Here is a 17,222-nt window from a genome sequence, read left to right on the forward strand (position 1 = left end):
ATCCTTCGGAAAGCAGGCAGCCGGAAGCCGGGCCTGGGCGACGGGGGTTCGCGAGCACGGCGGCACACCTCGGCGCCGCCCGTCGCGGGCGTACGAGGGCAGGCCGTGACCCGGCGTGGGCCGACGGAGAGAGGTGCCGCGGATCGATCAGGACGGACGTATCCGCTGTGGCGGCCGCGTCATGAGCGGCGGAACTCCCCTACGGGAGAGGTGGAGTGTGGCTCAGCAGGAGCAACAGGCGGCGGAACAGACACGCATGAGGTCGACATGACCGCGAGTCGTCAGAAGGAGCAGGGGCTGCCGCATGCCGAGGAAGCTAGCTGGATCCTGCACGCAACGTCAACGGCCGTCCGCATCCTGATCGCCCCCCTGCCCAGCACCCGAAACACCCCCGTACCAGGGCGGATACGGGGAAGCGTGCGCCGCCGGGGGCGGCGGGATGCGGGTCACCGGCCGCCCCCGCGGGCCGGGCCCGCCGCCCACCGGGCCGGGCCCGGGCCGCCCGGGACGGCCCGGCGCCGGACGCCGGGTCCTACCGCGGGTCCTGCGCGAGACGGTTAGGCGGCGCCGCCGTTCACGTACAGGGTTTGGCCGTTGGTCCAGCGGCCGGTGGGGCCGGACAGGAAGGCGACGGAGTCGGCGATGTCCGCCGGGGTGCCGAGGCGTTGCATCGGGTTGAGGTCGGCGATGCGGTCGACGAGGTCCTGGGGCTTGCCCTCCAGGAAGAGGGGGGTGGCGGTCGGGCCGGGGGCGACGGTGTTCACGGTGATGTCGCGGCCGCGCAGCTCGCGCGCCAGGATCAGGGTCATGGCCTCGACCGCGCCCTTGGAGGCGGCGTAGGCGGCGTAACCGGGCTGCTGGAGCCGGGTCACGGACGTCGAGAAGTTGATCAGGGCGCCGCCGGACCGCAGCCGGCGCGCGGCCAGTTGGGAGACGACGAAGGTGCCGCGGATGTTGACCCGGTGCATACGGTCGAGGTCCGCGAGGTCCAGCTCGGCGACCGGGGCGAGCACCATGACGCCCGCGGTGTTGACGACGACGTCGACGCCGCCGAACTCCTGCTCGGCGCGGTCGAAGGCGGCGGCCATCTCCGTCTCGTCGGCGACGTCGGCCCGCAGTGCGATCGCCCGGCCGCCGCGTTCGGTGATGGCCGCGAGCGTCTCGTCGGCGCGCTGCCGGCCGCCGCTGTAGAGCAGGACGACGGCGTCGCCGTCGGCGGCCAGCCGCTCGGCCACCGCGCGGCCGATGCCGCCCGACGCACCGGTGACCAGGGCGACTCTGTCGGCCTGCGTGGTCGGGGTGGTTGTCATGGCGGGACCTCCTCGCGAAAGCACTATGTGGACGATCCGTCCACATCTATGAATGTAGACTGATCGTCCATATAATGCAAACAGCCGGGCCCCACCAGGGCCCCCAGGGCCGGAAGGAGCACGCGATGACCGTGGAACCCGCCGCCGCACGCCCCGGGCGGGGCCGCCGCCCGGCCGCCGAGGTCCGCGCGGCCGTCCTCGCCGCGGCCGGCGCGATGCTGCTGGAGAACGGCCTGCGCGACATCACCTTCGAGAAGGTCGCGACCCGGGCCGGGGCCAGCAAGATGACCCTCTACAAGTGGTGGCCCTCGCCGGGAGCGCTCGCCTTCGACGCCTACTTCGCCGCGACCGAGCAGACCCTCGCCTTCGACGACACCGGCGACCTCGAAGCCGACCTGACCCGCCAGTTGCACGCCTTCGTCGGCTTCCTCACCTCTCGCGAGCACGGCCCGGTGGTCGCCGAACTCGTCGGCGCCGCCCAGTCCGACCCCGACCTCGCCGCCGCCTTCGCCGAGCGCTACACCCTGCCCCGCCGCGCCCTGGCGGTGACCCGGCTGCGCACCGCCCGCGACGCCGGCCAGCTCCGCCCCGACGTGGACCTGGAGAGCGTGGTCGACCAGCTCTGGGGCGCCTGCTACCACCGCCTGCTGCTGCCCGCGTGCCCGCTCGACACGGACTTCGCCGACACGCTCGTGCGCAATCTGCTCGCCGGCATCCGCTGAGCCGAGACCACCTCCGTCACCACCTTGACAGGTGACGCACGTGGTGGGAATCTGAGCGCAGGCGCCGCGACGCGCCAACCCAGCACAGAGCGGAGAGCGACGATGGAGACCATCAGCGTCAGCACCGGGGACACCGCGGCGGCAGCGCGCCACGCCCGCTTCGGCACCCTGCCCGCGCGTATCCCCTTCGCATCCATGGTCGAAGAGCAGGCCTCCGCCCCGAAGCCGACCGACGACTACGCCCCCGAGCGCTCCTTCATCTCGTACTCCTGCCTGGCCCTCGACCTGGGCCTTTGAGCCCCGGTCCGGCGTGGCGGCACGGTCGGAGCCGGGCCCGGACGGCGTCGAGCTGACGCGGGAAGGGCCTGGCAGTCCGCCGCGGTCGGCGCTACGCTTTCGGCGATGACTTCCTCTCTCAGTAGATTGGGGGACCCGTCCGCGCAAGGTGAGTGCTGATGCTCACCGAGATCGCGACGACGGAGTCCCGGCTTTCCCTGTGGCTGCGCGTGCGCACGTTCGCCGTGCCGGCCCCCATGATCGAGACCGCGACCGCCCGCCGGCATACCGGCGACTGGGCGGGGGCCTGTGCTGCCGCCGGTTTCGACGTCGAATTCACTCCCCGCTCCCTCGCGCGCACCTACGGCCGGGAGTCGGCCGCGCGCGTGCGGGCCGATCTGCGGCGGCTCGCTCCCGACCTGCTGCGCTGGCACATGCCGAGGATCGCGCCCGACGGCTTGTTGCGGCCGGGGCTGACCGTCTCCCTGGCGCGTTACGAAACCGCCGAAGGCCCGGTCCAGTTGGTGGCCAGGACACCGCCCGCGTGGGCTGACGCCGGGCAGCGGATCAGCCTCGCGCTGTGGGACGGCGCCCGGATCGGGCCGAGCGCGCGGCGGCACCCGCACCGCCGCCCCGACCGGCGCTTCCGGCTCGACCTGCACCGGCACCTGTGGGACGCCGACCTGGCCCATGAGCTGCCGATACGGGCGGGGACCGGCCTGCCGCCCGTACACGGCGACGACCCCATGGTGCCGTCGGGGCTCGCCTGCGCGGTGGACCGCTGGCCGGCCGAGGCGGCGATCGTGCTGCGGGCCGAAGGGCGTTCCACCGGTGCCGTCGCCGTACGCCTCAGCAGCGGCCGCCGGCTGGTCCTCCACGTGGACGGCGGCGCGGACCGGAGCGCCGACCGCGACGGCAGCCGGGCAGCACGCATGACGCCGTGGCCCGCGAAGGGCGGCACCGCCATGCCGGTACTGCCCGACGCGGCGACCTGGACAGCACCCGATCTGGAACTGCTCGGCGCCGGGTTGATCGCTCCCGAGCTGCTGCACCCGCTCGTCGCCGAGGCCCTCGTACCCGGGCGCCCGGCGGCCGGCTGGTCGGCGCCGCCGGACCCGGCCGGACAGCCGCGGCTCGTCGAGTGCCGCGGCGCCCGGCACCGCATCGGCCTGGTCGACGGTGTGCTCACCGCACTGGACCACGACCGGGACGAGCTGCGCAGGGAAGGGCTGCTGGCGGCGCTGACCGGTCGGCCGATGCCCTGCCTGCTGGCGATCGACACCGCCCACCGGCACCCCGACTGCCTGCCCGAGGTACGGGGGCGCCTCGACCACGGCGACACCGCCGCGGCGGTGGACCTGGTCGAGGGGCTGCTCGGCCGCGGAGCGGTGTTGCGCGAGGGCGGTCTGCAGGACGAGTGGGAGTCCGCTGCGCTGCGCAAGGTCGTCCACGGCCTCTACCGGGCTGACCTGTGGAATCCGTGGCCCGGCCCGAAAGCCGGCCCCGTCCACCGCTCGTCCCCGGCGGAAATCCGCCGCCTCGCCGGCTTCCGCACCCACCCGCGCCTCGCCCACCTCCGCTGAGCGGGTCGATCCACCGATCCGCGAAGGCCGCCGACCCGCGAAGGCCCACCGAGCCGCCAAGACCCCTACCCCCCGCGAATCCCGCCCTGCCACGACCCGGCAACCCCGCCCAGGCCCCGCCGAAGTCCGCCCCGCCGCGCCCTCGTGCGGCCCGCCACGACCCCAAGGTGACCACATATGACGCCATTCACCGGCTCCACCTCCCAACTCGACCTCGCCGCAGACCTCCTCGCCCTGCTCGGCGACACGGCCACCGAACCGCGACCCGACATCCAGCTGGAGGCCCTGACGCTGGCGGTCGCCGCCGACCTGCCGGTGCTGCTCTGGGGCGAGCCGGGCATCGGCAAGACCGCGGCGCTCAACCAGCTCGCCGCGGCACTCGAACTGCCCCTCACCACCGTGATCGCCAGCGTGCACGAGCCGTCCGACTTCTCCGGGCTGCCGGTCGTGGGTGACGACCCCGCCGGGCAGGGCGTGCCGATGGCCCCGCCGGACTGGGCGGTCCGGCTGGTACGGGCGGGGCGCGGGCTGCTGTTCCTGGACGAGCTGTCCACCGCGCCGCCCGCCGTGCAGGCCGCACTGCTCAGACTGGTGCTGGAACGGCGGATCGGCGCGCTCCAACTGCCGCCCGGCGTACGGATCGTCGCCGCGGCCAATCCGCGGTCCTCGGCCGCGGACGGCTGGGAGCTGAGCCCGCCGCTGGCCAACCGGTTCGTCCACCTCCAGTGGACCCACGACCACGACGTCGTCGTCCGCGGCCTGGGCGGTACGTGGCCGCGGGCGACGCTACCGCGGCTCGGGGCCGTCGGCCTGGTGGACGCCGTCGCCTTCGCCCGCCGGGCGGTGTGCGACTTCCTGACCGCGCGACCCGGACTCGTCCACCGGCTGCCCGCCAATGAGGCCCGCCGGGGCGGGGCTTGGCCGTCACCCAGGAGCTGGGAGATGACGCTGCGGCTCATCGCCTTCGCCACCGCGGCGGACTCCTCGCGGGAGGTGCTGTCGCTGCTGGTCCGCGGCACGGTCGGGGACGGCCCCGGGCTCGAACTGCTGGCCGGGCTCGACCGGATGGACCTGCCCGACCCCGAGACGCTGCTCGCCGACCCCGCCGGTGCGGTGCTGCCCGAGCGGGGTGACCTGCGGCAGGCGGTGCTCGACGGGGTGGTCGCCGCGGTGCGCGAGCGGCCCGACCGGCAGCGCTGGGACGCCGCGTGGGCGGTGCTGGTGCGGGCGTTGGAGACCGGCGCCCCAGACCTGGTGGTCGTGCCGGCGACCACGCTGGCCACCCTGCGGCGCGAGGACTGGGACGTGCCGGCGTCCATCGAGCGGCTCGCCGGAGCGGTGACGATGTCCCGCCGCGCCGACCGCACGGCGGCCCGGGTCGCGCAGACGGCGAAGGCCGGCCGATGACCGGCCGTACGATCCCCACCCCCCAGGACGCCGCCCGCCGCTTCCCGACGCCCCGCGACCTCCGCAGGCCGCACGCCGCCGCCCCCGACCCCGTGCCCGCCCCCCGTGCGGGGGACGCCGAACTCCCGCTTCCCGCACTCGACTTCGACAAGCTCTTCACCGCCCGCCTCTACGCCGCCCGCGCCCGTCCCTACCTGGCGTCCGCCCTCTTCGCCCTGCACGCGCTCCCCTCGCGGGCGGTGCCGACGATGGCCGTCGACCGGCACTGGCGGTGCTACGTCTCACCGGTCTTCGTCGACATCACCCCGGTCGAGGAGCTGGCGGGGGTCTGGGTGCACGAGGTGTCGCACCTGCTGCGCGACCACCACGGCCGCGGCGAGCGGCTGGCGCGCGGGCAGGGGCTGACCGGGCCGGCGGAGCGGTTGCGGATGAACATCGCGGCGGACTGCGAGATCAACGACGACGTCTTCGGCGAGGGCCTGGTCAGGCCGGAAGGGGCCGTGACACCGGGCCTGTTGGGGCTGCCCAACGGCGAGCTGATGGAGGACTACCTGCGGCAGATCCGGCTCGGGCGGCGCACCGAGGCGCTGGCCTGGCTGGACTGCGGCAGCGGTGTCGACGGCGCGGACCGCGAGTGGGACCTCGGGCCGGAGGGCGCGCACGGGCTGACCGGGCAGGAGCGGGACGCGGTGCGCTTCCGGGTGGCGCAGGGCATCAACGCCCGTCCGGGGGACGCGCCCGGATCGTGGCGGCGGTGGGCGGAGGAGGCCTTCCATCCGCCGCAGCCCTGGCGGGAGTTGCTGGGCGCGGCGATCCGCTCGGCGGCCTCCTCCGGCGGCGCGGGCGAGGACTACAGCTACGGCCGTCCGTCGCGCCGCTCGGCGAGCGTGCCCGGCGCGGTCCTGCCGAGCCTGCGGCGCAGGCCGCCCCGGGTGTGCGTGGTCGTCGACACCTCCGGGTCGGTCAGCGACGACGAGTTGGGCAGCGCGCTGCTCGAAGTCGCCGCCATCTCCCGTGCGGTGGGCGGCCGCCGGGACCTGGTGAGCGTGCTGTCGTGCGACGCGGCGGCCGGTCCCGTGCACCGGCTGTGCCGCGCGGAGGGCATCGCGCTGGTCGGCGGCGGCGGTACGGACCTGCGCGCGGGCTTCGCCCGGGCCCTGCGCTCCCGGCCGGCTCCCGACGTCATCGTGGTCCTGACCGACGGGCACACGTCGTGGCCCGAGGCCCGCCCGCCGTGCAGGACCGTTATCGGCCTCTTCGACCGTCCCCCCGCCACCCGCCGGTACGACGACGCCACGCCCCACTACACCGGCGGCGGTCCGCCCGACTGGGCCCGCGTGGTCACGGTCGGGGGCGCCTGTCGATGACCGGCGAAGGCGCCGTCCCGGCGGAATTCCGGCACCCGGGGAAAAAGGTCCACGACTTACCGGCGCGAATACCGGAACCTCGAAACATTTCGCTGCCGCAGGCTTTTCCCACCCGTGATGACCTCGGCATTTACCCGCCTATTCGCCTTCTGTAGATTCGGACGCGGGCCGGCGCCACAACGGCCGGGCAGCGAGTGGAACGGGAATTTCCGTGAATGGTGACGTAACGACCGGCGTGCACGCGGCCTGGCTGCCGCCGGAGGCTTTCCGGGCGCTCGGGTCGCGTCGGGTCCTCGTGCAGGGGGCGGAGGCGGGGGCGCCGGCCGGGACGGTCCACGAGGAGGTGGCGCGGGCCTGCGCCGCCTACGGGGGCCGGGTGGGGCGCGGGCCGGGTGGCGAGACGGGGCCGTACGACCTGGTCCTGGCGCTGACCGGCGCCGGGTCCGCGCTGCCCGAGCCGGCGCGGGCGCAGGCCCGCAGCGCGCGGGGGACACTCGGCGACGAGGGCTTCCTGCTCGCCCGGCGCGGCGGCGTCACCGTCGTGCTCGCCGACGCGCCGGCCGGTCTGCTGTACGGCCTCTTCCACGTGGTGCGGCTCGGCGAGTCGGCCTTCGGCGGCGAGGACGGCGGCGACGGCAAGGACGGCGGTGACGGCAAGGACGACCTCCCCGCCGCGGTCCACCGCCCCGCCCTGCGCACCCGCATGCTGGACCACTGGGACAACCTCGACGTCCACCCGGTGATGGGCCAGGTGGAGCGCGGGTACGCCGGCGGGTCGATCTTCTGGCGCGACGGCGGCCCGCGCGGCGACCTGCCGCGGGTACGGGCGTACGCGCGGCTGCTCGCGGCCGTCGGGATCAACGCGGTGTCGGTGAACAACGTCAACGTGCACGCCGCGGAGACCCGGCTGCTGACCGAGCGGCTCGGCGACGTCGCCGACCTCGCGGACGCCTTCCGCCCGTACGGCATCCGGCTGCACCTGTCGGTCAACTTCGCCTCGCCGGTGGTGCTCGGCGGGCTGCCGACCGCCGACCCGCTGGACGGCGACGTCCGGGCGTGGTGGGGCAAGGCCGCCGCCCGGGTGTACGAGGCGATACCGGACTTCGGCGGCTTCGTGGTGAAGGCCGACTCCGAGGGCCAGCCGGGGCCTTTCACGTACGGGCGCAGCCATGCCGACGGCGCCAACATGCTCGCCGAGGCTCTCGCGCCCTTCGGCGGCGAGGTCCACTGGCGGGCCTTCGTCTACGACCACACGCAGGACTGGCGCGACCGGTCGACGGACCGGGCGCGCGCCGCCTACGACCATTTCGCCCCGCTGGACGGCGAATTCGCCGCGAATGTGGTGCTCCAGGTCAAGCACGGCCCGATGGACTTCCAGACCCGCGAGCCGGTCTCGCCGGTGATCGCGGCGATGCCGGCCACCAGGCTCGCGGTGGAATTCCAGGTCACGCAGGAATACACCGGGCAGCAGCGGCACGTCTGCTATCTGGGCCCGATGTGGAGCGAGATCCTCGGATTCCAGCCGTGGGGCGGGGCCGACGACGGGCGGCGTACGGTCGCGGCGCTGGTGGCCGACCCCGCAGCGGGCGGCGGCCTGGTCGCGGTGTCCAACGTCGGCGACGACCCGTACTGGACCGGGCACCCGCTCGCGCAGGCCAACCTCTACGCCTTCGGGCGGCTCGCCTGGGCCCCGCACGCCGACCCGGTCGCGCTGCTGGACGAGTGGATCGACCTGACCTTCGTCCCGCTGCTGTCCCGCGACCCGGCGCCGCTGCGCCGTGCGCTGCACGCGATGATGGACGGCTCGTGGCGGACGTACGAGCGGTACACCGCGCCGCTCGGCGTCGGCTTCATGGTCCGCCCCGGCCACCACTACGGCCCCGACGTGGACGGTTACGAGTACACCCCGTGGGGCACCTACCACTACGCCGACCGCGACGGCGTCGGTGTGGACCGCACCCGCGCGACGGGCACCGGCTACACCGGGCAGTATCCGCAGCCGTGGTCGGAGGTCTACGAGTCGCAGGAGCGGTGCCCCGACGAGCTGCTGCTGTTCTTCCACCATGTGCCGTACGGGCATGTGCTGCACTCGGGTGCCACGGTGGTCCAGCACATCTACGACACGCACTTCGCGGGTGCCGACGAGGCGGCGCGCACGCGCTCGCACTGGCGTGAGCTGGCCGGCGCGGGCCTGGTGGACGCGGCCCTGCACGCGCGGGTGCTGGAGCGCCTCGACGAGCAGGTGCGGTGCGCGCGGGAGTGGCGGGACCAGGTGAACGCCTACTTCCTGCGGAAGTCCGGTGTGCCGGACGCGCACGGGCGGCACATCCCGTAGGGCCCGCGGCGCGGAAAGGCGGACGCCGCCGCCCTCCGGACGGGGGCGGCGGCGTCCTGGGTCGGGGCGCGGGTTCAGTCGTCCTCGCGCAGCACCCGCACCCCGTAGGCGTCCAGGCCGAACGGGCGGCCCGGTTCGATACGCTCGCCGGTCAGCAGGTCCAGGCCGCCGGCTTCGGCGGGCACCTCGACGGGCTCGGCCGCGTGGTTGAGCAGGAACAGCAGCCGCGTCCCGTCGGGCGCGACCCGCGCGGCGGTCTCCAGGCCGGGCAGTCCGGGGTAGCGGCCGGCGATCCCGTGGGTGTCGAGCACCTGCCGGACGACCCAGCCGACGCCCGCCTGGTCCAGGCCGGCGGCGACGTACCAGCCGTGGCCGGCGCCGAAGGAATTCCTGGTGACGGCGGGCGTCCCGGCGTAGAAGTCGGCCTGGTAGGTGCCGATGACCTCGGCGCCCCGCGGCTGGACCAGCTCGAACAGCAGCCGCGCCTCGGCCACCAGCCCTTGCGGGCCCTCCCCGAGCCGCACCGGGTTGGCGAAGTCCGGGCCGCGGGCGTCCCATTCGTCGACCCTGACGCCCATCAGCGGGGCGAGCGGCCCCGGCACGTCCGCCAGGAAGGCGTTGTCGGACTCGTCGACCCGGCCCGACAGGTACGTGGCCAGCACCGAGCCGCCGCGCCTGGCGACCGCTTCGAGGCGGGCCGCCAGGTCACCCTTGAGCATGTGCAGCACGGGCGCGACGACCACGTCGTAACCGGACAGGTCGGCGGTGACGGGCACGACGTCGACGTCGACGCCCGCTTCCCACAGCGCGCGGTAGTAGCCGAGCACCACCTGCTGGTAGCGCACCAGCCGCGACGGGCCGTCGGACATCTCCAGCGCCCACCAGCTGTCCCAGTCGAAGAGCAGCGCGGTCCTGGCCGGGGTGCGGGCGCCCAGTGCGACGCCGCCGAACCGCTCCAACTCGGCTCCCAGCGAGGCGACCTCTCGGAAGACCCGGGTGTCGTCGCGGCCCGCGTGGTTGATGACGGCGCCGAAATACTTCTCGCTGGCGCCGCGCGAGGCGCGCATCTGGAAGTAGAGCACCGCGTCCGCGCCGTGGGCGACGGCCTGCCAGCTCCACAGCCGCATCACGCCGGGGCGCTTGACCGGGTTGACGTCCCGGCACGCGGTGGTCGTCGGCGCCTGCTCCATCAGCCAGAACGGCTGCCCGTCCTTCAGGCCGCGCATCAGGTCGTGGCTCAGGCCCATCCACGCCGGGGACCCGTCCTCGGGCGGGTAGTTGTCCCAGGACGCGAAGTCCAGGTGCGGCGCCCAGCGGTGGTAGTCCAGGGGGCGGTACATGCCCATGAAGTTGGTGGTGACGGGGGTGCCGGCGCTGAAGCGGCGGATCGCCGCCTTCTCGTCGCGGAAGTTGGCGAGCATGGCGTCGGACATGAACCGCAGGTAGTCCAGGGTGATGCCCTGGAAGGCGGTGTGGTCGGGGCCGCGCCAGTGCTCGGTGAGCGCCGAGGGCGCCTCGATCTCGTCCCAGTCGTAGAAGGTGTGCGACCAGAAGGCGGTGTTCCAGGCGGTGTTGAGCGCCTCCAGCGTGCCGTACCTCTCCCGCAGCCAGCCGCGGAAGCCGGCGGTGCAGCGCTCGCAGTAGCAGGCGCCGCCGTATTCGTTGCCGACGTGCCAGGCGATGACGGCGGGCCGGTCGGCGTAGCGCTCCGCGATGCGGCCGGCGACCTCGGCGGACAGCCGGCGGAAGACCGGTGAGCTGGGGCAGGAGTTGTGGCGCTGCCCGTAGCGGTGCCTGCGGCCCTCGAAGTCGGTGCGGGTGACCTCGGGGTGGGCGCGGGCCATCCACGCGGGGTGCGCGCCGGTGCCGGTGGCCAGGCAGATCCGGCGTCCGTGCGCCTCCGCTTCCGCGACGATGCCGTCGAGCACGGTGAAGTCGTAGAGCTCTTCCGCGGGTTGGGTCTGGGCCCAGGTGAAGACCCCGAGGGTCACGGTGTCGATGCGGGCGGTGTCGAAGAGCCGGTAGTCCTCCTTCCACACGTCCTGCGGCCACTGCTCCGGGCTGTAGTCCCCGCCGAAGGGCGTGCTGGAGCTGACGGGCAGGTTCATGCGGTGAATTCCCCGCGGATCTCGGTGATCATCGGACGGCTGTTGAGCAGCGTCGCGGCGGCGATCACCGACGCGAGCAGGAAGGGCAGCACCTGGGCGCCGGACGCGGTGACGACGACGGCCGCGGCGAGCACGCACAGATTGCCGAGCGTGGCCTTGAAGGACTTGACCAGGAAGTACGCGGCGAGCCTGGCGGTGTCGACGGCCCTGAAGGTGAAGAGCGCGTCGATCACCAGGGCGTTGGTGATCCACAGCGCGGAGACCACCGCGGCGGCCGCGAGCAGCCCCACCCACCAGCCGGGCACGCCGGCCGCGTCGCGGTGGGTCAGGACGGTGCCGAACAGCGCCGTCGCGGCCAGCCACGGCGTCCAGACCCTGAAGACCCCGGGCACCGCCGCCCGGTAGCCGCGGGCGTACGCCCGTGCCGGGTGCAGTTCCGCCAGGTCGCGGCCGCGGTGGTGCCAGGCGTAGAGGGCGGCGGACCAGGCGGGTCCCGCGGGCAGCGCGCACAGCGCGGCCAGCGGCACGCTGCCGGCGTTCCGGTCGAGCAGCCCGAGCAGCAGCAGGCCGGGCGCGACGGCCACCGCGAGCAGCACTTCGAGCACGAGCAGGCTGTAGACCAGGGCGGCGGCGCGCGCGAGCGGTCCTTCGCCGAAGTCACCGGCGGCCCTGCGGGCCGCGGACGGGGTGCTCATCCGGCGCCTCCCGCGTCACCGGACCCGGCCGGTCCCAGGCCGAGCAGCCGGCCCTCGTCCCACCATGGTGGTGTCTCGTCGTGGACGGGGGTCAGCTCCAGCAGCGTGACCTCGTGCCGGCCGAGGACCAGGTCGCAGTCGGCCCGGCCGCCGGCCACCGGCAGCGAGCGGTGGCTGCGGGCCGGCTCGGCGGCCTCCCGCAGCGCGTCGAGCGCGCGCCGGGAGGGCGAGGCGGGGCGCCCCATCTCGCACCAGGCGGCATACGCGTTGCCCGCGTCGTCGCTGACCGAGGAACGCTGGGCGTAGACGGTGGCGCCGGCGGGGCCGCCGACCGGGACGGACAGCCGCACGGTGTGCCCGGCGACGCCCTCGCCCCCGGTGACGTCGACCGGCGCCCAGGCCAGGACGGCGATCCGGCCGTCGGGGTGGCGGGTGACCAGGTGGTCCTCGCCGCGGGCCAGCACGGTGTCGCCCAACCGGGCCATGAAGGCGTACAGGTGGTAGGTGGGCTTCTTGACCTGGCGGTGCGTCAGCAGCCCGAAGCCGCCGTGGAAGAGGGTGGTGGGGATGCCGACCTCCTCGAACACGTCGCTGAAGGTCCAGTAGGAGAAGGAGTCCACCAGGTCGCCGCCGGCCGCGAGCACCGGCGCCAGGTAGGCGGCGTGCAGCGCGGTGTCGTGGACCGGGTTGTCGGGCCGGTAGGAGGAGTTGAACTCGGTGATGTGCACCGGCAGTTCGGCGAGCGCGGTGCCCTGCAGCTGCTGCCGGGGGGCCGCGAACTGCTCCAGCAGCACCGAGGCGGGGCCGAGCGTCTGGTGGGTGCCGAAGGGCACCTGCTGCGCAGGGCCCGAGCTGTAGGCGTGCCGGCTGACGAAGTCGATCGGAGCCGAGCTGCCGGCGACGAAGTCGGCGAAGCGCGTCAGCCACTCGGGCTGGTAGCCGGGTGCCAGCGAGGGCCCGCCGACCTGGAGTTCGGCGTCCACGTCCTTGACCGCGGCGGCGGTGACCTCGTAGAGGCGGTGGTAGGCGTCCTGGTCGGCGCCGGCCCAGAAGTCCTTCAGGTTGGGCTCGTTCCACACCTCGATCGGCCAGGTCCGCACCTCCGCCAGGCCGTAGCGGTCGACGAGGTGCCGGACCGTGGCGCCCACCAGGGCGGCCCACTCGCGCCAGTCGCGCGGCGGGGTGACGTTGCCCTGCCACCAGAAGACGGTCTGGTCGCCGGAGGCCAGCGCCGAGGGCATGAAGCCCAGCTCCACGAACGGCTTGACGCCCAGGTCGAGATAGGCGTCGACGACCTGGTCGACGTAGGTGAAGGAGTGCCGCACCCGCCGCACGCCGTCGTGCTCGTAGGGCTGGTGGACGCCGGCGCCGTCGCTCAGCAGCCCGTGGCCCCTGATGTGCCGGAAGCCGATGTCCTGCTGGACGAGCGCGAGGGAGTCCTGGTAGTCGCGGCGCAGCGCGAGATCGAACCGGCCGGTCCCGACGCAGAAGCGCCACGCGTCCGTCAGCCGTCCCGCGGGCTGGTGGGGAACAACGATACGCACAGTGATGGTCCTTTACGTCCGGTGCCGGCCGGTCCTGGACCGGCCGGGTGGGGGTGCGGTCAGCTCTTGTCGGCGGCCGGCTTGCCCTGGTTGTCCTTGAAGCGCTGGTAGGCCTTGTTCACCAGGTCGATGTAGGCGTCGCTGTTCTTGCCCTTCAGCTCGCTGACGTAGGCGTCCCACTGGCCGAAGTCCCGCTCGCCGAGGATGAACTTCAGCGTCTGCTGCTGGACGTAGTCCTTCAGCGGCGCGTCCCACAGCGCGGACTGCTCCTGCTCGTCGGCGTTGAGGGGGTGCGGCGGCGGCACGGGGAGGGTCTTGCGGGCGGTCATCACCTTCTGGAAGTCCTTCTCCTCCTGGGAGAAGGTCGACTCCAGCAGCTGGGTGCTGCCGCCGTAGGCGAAGTTGCCGTTGGAGAAGCCGAAGTCGACGTTCAGCTTCTTGGTGGCGGTCGGGTTGAGGCCGACGTAGTCGACGTCGTTGGTGAGGTGGAAACTGCCGGCCGCGTCGCGGGTGTAGGTGACGCCCTCGACACCCCACTTGGCGAAGATCTGGCCGTCGTCGGAGTAGTACAGCCAGTCCACGAACTGGATCAGGGCCACGAAGTCCTTGGAGTCGCGGGCCTTCTTGGAGATCATCAGGCCGTTCTCCAGCCGGATGCCCACCTTGACGTCACCGGCCGGGCCGGTGGGCACCGGGATCTTGACGACCTTGGCGCTCGGCACCGACTTGGCCAGGCCCACCCGGTAGGTGTTCACCAGCTCCTGGGCGTTGGTGCTGATGACGTAGGTCTTGCCGGAGGTGAACTTGGCGTTGGCCTGGTCGTCGGTCTGGGTGAAGCTCTCCGGGTCCAGCAGGCCGTCCTTCACCAGCGAGGCGACGTAGCTGAGCGTCTGCTTGTACTGGTCCATGGAGCCGGTGAAGACGAACTTCCCCGACGCGGTGTCGAAGGTCGCGTTCGCGTAGCCCCAGCCGCCGCCCGAACCGGCGCCGAAGGCCTGGCCGACGGTCTGCAGCAGGGCGCCGCCGGGCGTCGGCTGGTTCCAGCGGTCGGACATCGGGAAGCCGCCCTTGGCCGCCTTGATCGCCGTGAGCACGCTGTGCAGGTCGTCCAGCGTCTTGGGGATCTGCAGGCCCAGCTCGTCCAGCACGTCGGTGCGGATCGCGAAGGAGTAGTCGATCCACACGTCCTGGTGCAGACCGGGGAGGACGTAGTACTTGCCGTCGTCCTGCCGCAGGGTGTCGACGTCACCCTGCAGGTTCCACCTGGCGACCTTGTCCTTGAAGTTCGGCATCAGGTCGACGTAGTCGCTGATCGGCAGGATCGACCCCGAGGCGACGAACGGCGCCTCCTGGCCCGGGTAGGTCTTGGGGATCAGGAACGGGGCGCTGCCGGCGCCGATGATGACGCTGCGCTTGTTCTCGTAGTCGCTGAGCGGCACCACGGTCGGCTTGAGCGTCACGTTGGTGCGCTTGGCCAGCTCGGACCAGAACAGCCAGCTGCCCTTCTCGGGGTAGCCGGGGTTGTCGTTGAGCAGCGTGGTGAAGGCGATCGGCTCGGCCGCCTTGAACTGGTCGCCGACGGCGAACTTGTCCATGGCGTCGGCTCTGTTCTTCGACAGGTCCGTGCCCTTGTCGCCGCCGCCGCTGTCGCTGCTGCACGCGGTCAGGCCGAGGGCGGCCGTACCGAGGGTGGCCGCGCCGATCGCGAGCATCGAGCGCCGCGAGATGTGGTTCATGTCAGACTCCATTCCCGCCGGTGCGGGAGTTCGGGGTGGGGTGGGACGGTGCCAAGGGGGCGCGGGGGCCCGGCGGATGGGTGCCGCGGGGCGTCAGCCCTTGACCGCGCCGAGCGTGACGCCGGAGACGAAGTACCGCTGGACGAAGGGGTAGACGGCCAGGATCGGCAGCGTGGTGAGGATGATCGTCACCGACTGGATGTTCGCGCCGGCCACCCCCGCGTCGGCGCCGCTGAAGCCGACCGACGTCGAGGTCGTGGCACCGGCGATGAGGTTGCGCAGGTAGACCGTGACCGGGAAGAGGTCGGAGCGGTCCATGTAGAGGAAGGCGGTGAACCACGAGTTCCAGAAGGAGACGGCGTAGAAGAGCACCATCGTGGCGAGCACGGCCTTCGACAGCGGCAGCACGACCCGCCACAGGGTGCCGTAGGTGTTCAGGCCGTCGATCGCGGCGGCCTCCTCCAGTTCGGCCGGCAGCCCTTCGAAGAACGCCTTCATCACCAGCAGGTTGAAGACGCTGACGGCGTTGGGCAGCGCGATGGCCCACACGCTGTTCCTCAGGCCCATCGTGGTGACCAGGATGTAGTTCGGGATCAGGCCGCCGGAGAAGAACATCGTGAAGACCGCGACGCCGACCAGCACGCCCCGGCCGCGCAGGTCCTTCTTGGACAGCACGTAGGCGTAGCAGGTGGTCAGGAACATCGCGACGACCGTCGCCACCACCGTGTAGAAGACGGTGTTGCGGTAGTCCGTCCAGAAGGCCCCGTTGCTCAGTACGGCCTTGTAGGTCGTGACGTTGAAGCCGCGGGGGATCAGGCTGACCTTGCCGGAGCGGATGTAGCCGTCCCCGCTGAAGGAGCGGGCCACGATGTTGACGATCGGGTAGAGCGTCGCGACGACGATCCCGGTCAGGATGAGCGCGTTGACCACCTGGAAGACCCGGTAGCCGCGGGACACCCGCACCCCGGGCGGCCGGGTGGCCTCGCCCGTCTCGATACGCGTTCTGTCCAGGATCACCACAGGCTCGTCCCCACCGTGCGACGGGATATCTGGTTGGCCGACACGATCAGCACCAGGCCGATCAGGGACTCGAACAGCCCGATCGCCGCCGCGTAGCTGAAGTTGTTGGAGAGCACGCCCATCCGGTACAGGTAGGTGGAGACCACGTCCGCCGTGGGGTAGGTCAGCGGGTTGTAGAGCAGCAGGATCTTCTCGAAGCCGACGGCCATGAAGGTGCCGATGTTGAGGATCAGCAGCGTCACCATGGTGGGCCGGATGCCGGGCAGCGTGACGTGCCAGGTCTGCTTCCAGCGGTTGGCGCCGTCGATCCTGGCGGCCTCGTAGAGGTTGTCGTCGATGGACGTGAGGGCGGCCAGGTAGAGGATCGTCCCCCAGCCCACGGTCTGCCACAGCTCCGAGGAGACGTAGATCGACCGGAACCAGCCGGGCTGCTGGATGAAGAGGACCGGCGAGTGCCCGAAGTGGTGCAGCGCCTGGTTCACCGGTCCGTCGGCGGCCAGGAACTGCATCACGACGCCGGCCACGATCACCGTGGACAGGAAGTGCGGCAGGTAGGACACCGACTGCACGAGCCGCTTGAACCTGCGGCTGCGCACCTCGTTGAGCAGCAGCGCCAGCACGATCGGCATCGGGAAGCAGAAGACCAGCGTCAGCAGGCCCATCACCAGGGTGTTGGTGAAGACGTCCCAGAACGTCGGGTCGTGCCAGAAGAGCTTGAAGTACCGCAGGCCGACCCAGTTCTCGCCGAACATGCTGCCGCCGGGCTGGAAGCGGCGGAAGGCGATCACGTTGCCGATCATCGGCAGGTAGCGGAAGACCGCGAAGAACAGCAGCGGAAGCACCGCCAGTGAGTACAACTGCCAGTCGCGGCGCAGCGACTGGCGCCAGGTGCGGCGGCGGGGGCGGGCCCGGTCGGACCTCCCGCGCCGCACCGCGCCGCGCGCATCGGGCGGTGCCTCCACCGTCCTGATCGTGCTCATCGTCGGGCCTCCGTGCGGTGGATGGGCGACGCGCGCCCACCGCCGCTGGCACTGGTGCGGCCGGGGAGGCCCTTCCAGGAGGCGGCGTGAGAAACAGCGGGCGGAGTCGAAACTTTCGAAACTCTTGCTTAATGTGTCG

The 17,222-nt window shown here is 72.6% G+C and carries 13 protein-coding genes; 6 read left to right on the forward strand and 7 right to left on the reverse strand.

The window, feature by feature from the left end; all coding sequences use genetic code 11:
- Positions 1 to 557: 557 nt before the first annotated feature.
- Complete coding sequence (locus BUE44_RS17130; protein ID WP_073499230.1) at positions 558 to 1,310, reverse strand: SDR family oxidoreductase; 753 nt, start codon at positions 1,308 to 1,310, stop codon at positions 558 to 560.
- 125 nt (positions 1,311 to 1,435) lie between these two features.
- Here BUE44_RS17130 and BUE44_RS17135 point away from each other — a divergent pair, with 125 nt between their 5' ends.
- From BUE44_RS17135 to BUE44_RS17160, 6 genes are all read left to right on the forward strand, one after another.
- Positions 1,436 to 2,032: a TetR-like C-terminal domain-containing protein gene (locus BUE44_RS17135; protein WP_073499232.1), complete on the forward strand. Its 597-nt coding sequence runs from the start codon at positions 1,436 to 1,438 to the stop codon at positions 2,030 to 2,032.
- 102 nt (positions 2,033 to 2,134) lie between these two features.
- A complete protein-coding gene (locus BUE44_RS17140) occupies positions 2,135 to 2,329 on the forward strand; it encodes a hypothetical protein (protein WP_073499234.1) in 195 nt (64 codons plus the stop codon).
- A 158-nt stretch (positions 2,330 to 2,487) separates the two neighbouring features.
- Positions 2,488 to 3,891, forward strand: a complete 1,404-nt coding sequence (locus tag BUE44_RS17145; protein WP_079189820.1) for a hypothetical protein — start codon at positions 2,488 to 2,490, stop codon at positions 3,889 to 3,891.
- A 177-nt stretch (positions 3,892 to 4,068) separates the two neighbouring features.
- Positions 4,069 to 5,298 carry an AAA family ATPase gene (locus BUE44_RS17150; RefSeq protein ID WP_073499238.1) on the forward strand — a complete coding sequence of 410 codons (1,230 nt, stop codon included), beginning with the start codon at positions 4,069 to 4,071 and terminating at the stop codon, positions 5,296 to 5,298.
- Positions 5,295 to 6,665 (forward strand): vWA domain-containing protein, encoded by a 1,371-nt coding sequence (locus BUE44_RS17155; RefSeq protein WP_079189821.1) that lies wholly within the window; start codon positions 5,295 to 5,297, stop codon positions 6,663 to 6,665. Before BUE44_RS17150 ends, BUE44_RS17155 begins: the two co-directional genes overlap by 4 nt.
- A gap of 211 nt (positions 6,666 to 6,876) precedes the next feature.
- Entirely contained in the window at positions 6,877 to 9,000 is a 2,124-nt protein-coding gene (locus BUE44_RS17160) for an alpha-glucuronidase (protein ID WP_322940219.1), read from the forward strand.
- Between the two features lie 74 nt (positions 9,001 to 9,074).
- Here BUE44_RS17160 and BUE44_RS17165 read toward each other — a convergent pair whose 3' ends face one another.
- The 6 genes from BUE44_RS17165 to BUE44_RS17190 form a co-directional block, all read right to left on the reverse strand.
- Positions 9,075 to 11,108: a beta-galactosidase gene (locus BUE44_RS17165; RefSeq protein WP_073499242.1), complete on the reverse strand. Its 2,034-nt coding sequence runs from the start codon at positions 11,106 to 11,108 to the stop codon at positions 9,075 to 9,077.
- Complete coding sequence (locus BUE44_RS17170; protein WP_073499244.1) at positions 11,105 to 11,803, reverse strand: hypothetical protein; 699 nt, start codon at positions 11,801 to 11,803, stop codon at positions 11,105 to 11,107. The genes BUE44_RS17165 and BUE44_RS17170 overlap by 4 nt, the downstream gene beginning before the upstream one ends.
- Positions 11,800 to 13,347: a GH39 family glycosyl hydrolase gene (locus tag BUE44_RS17175; protein WP_073499246.1), complete on the reverse strand. Its 1,548-nt coding sequence runs from the start codon at positions 13,345 to 13,347 to the stop codon at positions 11,800 to 11,802. Before BUE44_RS17175 ends, BUE44_RS17170 begins: the two co-directional genes overlap by 4 nt.
- A gap of 59 nt (positions 13,348 to 13,406) precedes the next feature.
- On the reverse strand, positions 13,407 to 15,083 hold the full coding sequence (locus tag BUE44_RS17180) for an ABC transporter substrate-binding protein (RefSeq protein WP_073499248.1): 1,677 nt from the start codon (positions 15,081 to 15,083) through the stop codon (positions 13,407 to 13,409).
- 93 nt (positions 15,084 to 15,176) lie between these two features.
- The gene (locus BUE44_RS17185; RefSeq protein WP_235002226.1) at positions 15,177 to 16,097 is read right to left on the reverse strand and encodes a carbohydrate ABC transporter permease; all 921 of its coding nucleotides are present in this window, start codon (positions 16,095 to 16,097) and stop codon (positions 15,177 to 15,179) included.
- On the reverse strand, positions 16,097 to 17,083 hold the full coding sequence (locus tag BUE44_RS17190) for an ABC transporter permease (protein ID WP_073499250.1): 987 nt from the start codon (positions 17,081 to 17,083) through the stop codon (positions 16,097 to 16,099). The genes BUE44_RS17185 and BUE44_RS17190 overlap by 1 nt, the downstream gene beginning before the upstream one ends.
- Positions 17,084 to 17,222 lie beyond the last annotated feature (139 nt).

The organism is Actinacidiphila paucisporea (assembly GCF_900142575.1).
GTDB lineage: Bacteria > Actinomycetota > Actinomycetes > Streptomycetales > Streptomycetaceae > Actinacidiphila > Actinacidiphila paucisporea.

Bases quoted from the DNA above. Each gene is read 5' to 3' on its own strand.
- BUE44_RS17130 (WP_073499230.1), bottom strand. From the start codon at position 1,310: ATGACAACCACCCCGACCACGCAGGCCGACAGAGTCGCCCTGGTCACC.
- BUE44_RS17135 (WP_073499232.1), top strand. From the start codon at position 1,436: ATGACCGTGGAACCCGCCGCCGCACGCCCCGGGCGGGGCCGCCGCCCG.
- BUE44_RS17140 (WP_073499234.1), top strand. From the start codon at position 2,135: ATGGAGACCATCAGCGTCAGCACCGGGGACACCGCGGCGGCAGCGCGC.
- BUE44_RS17145 (WP_079189820.1), top strand. From the start codon at position 2,488: ATGCTCACCGAGATCGCGACGACGGAGTCCCGGCTTTCCCTGTGGCTG.
- BUE44_RS17150 (WP_073499238.1), top strand. From the start codon at position 4,069: ATGACGCCATTCACCGGCTCCACCTCCCAACTCGACCTCGCCGCAGAC.
- BUE44_RS17155 (WP_079189821.1), top strand. From the start codon at position 5,295: ATGACCGGCCGTACGATCCCCACCCCCCAGGACGCCGCCCGCCGCTTC.
- BUE44_RS17165 (WP_073499242.1), bottom strand. From the start codon at position 11,108: ATGAACCTGCCCGTCAGCTCCAGCACGCCCTTCGGCGGGGACTACAGC.
- BUE44_RS17170 (WP_073499244.1), bottom strand. From the start codon at position 11,803: ATGAGCACCCCGTCCGCGGCCCGCAGGGCCGCCGGTGACTTCGGCGAA.
- BUE44_RS17180 (WP_073499248.1), bottom strand. From the start codon at position 15,083: ATGAACCACATCTCGCGGCGCTCGATGCTCGCGATCGGCGCGGCCACC.
- BUE44_RS17190 (WP_073499250.1), bottom strand. From the start codon at position 17,083: ATGAGCACGATCAGGACGGTGGAGGCACCGCCCGATGCGCGCGGCGCG.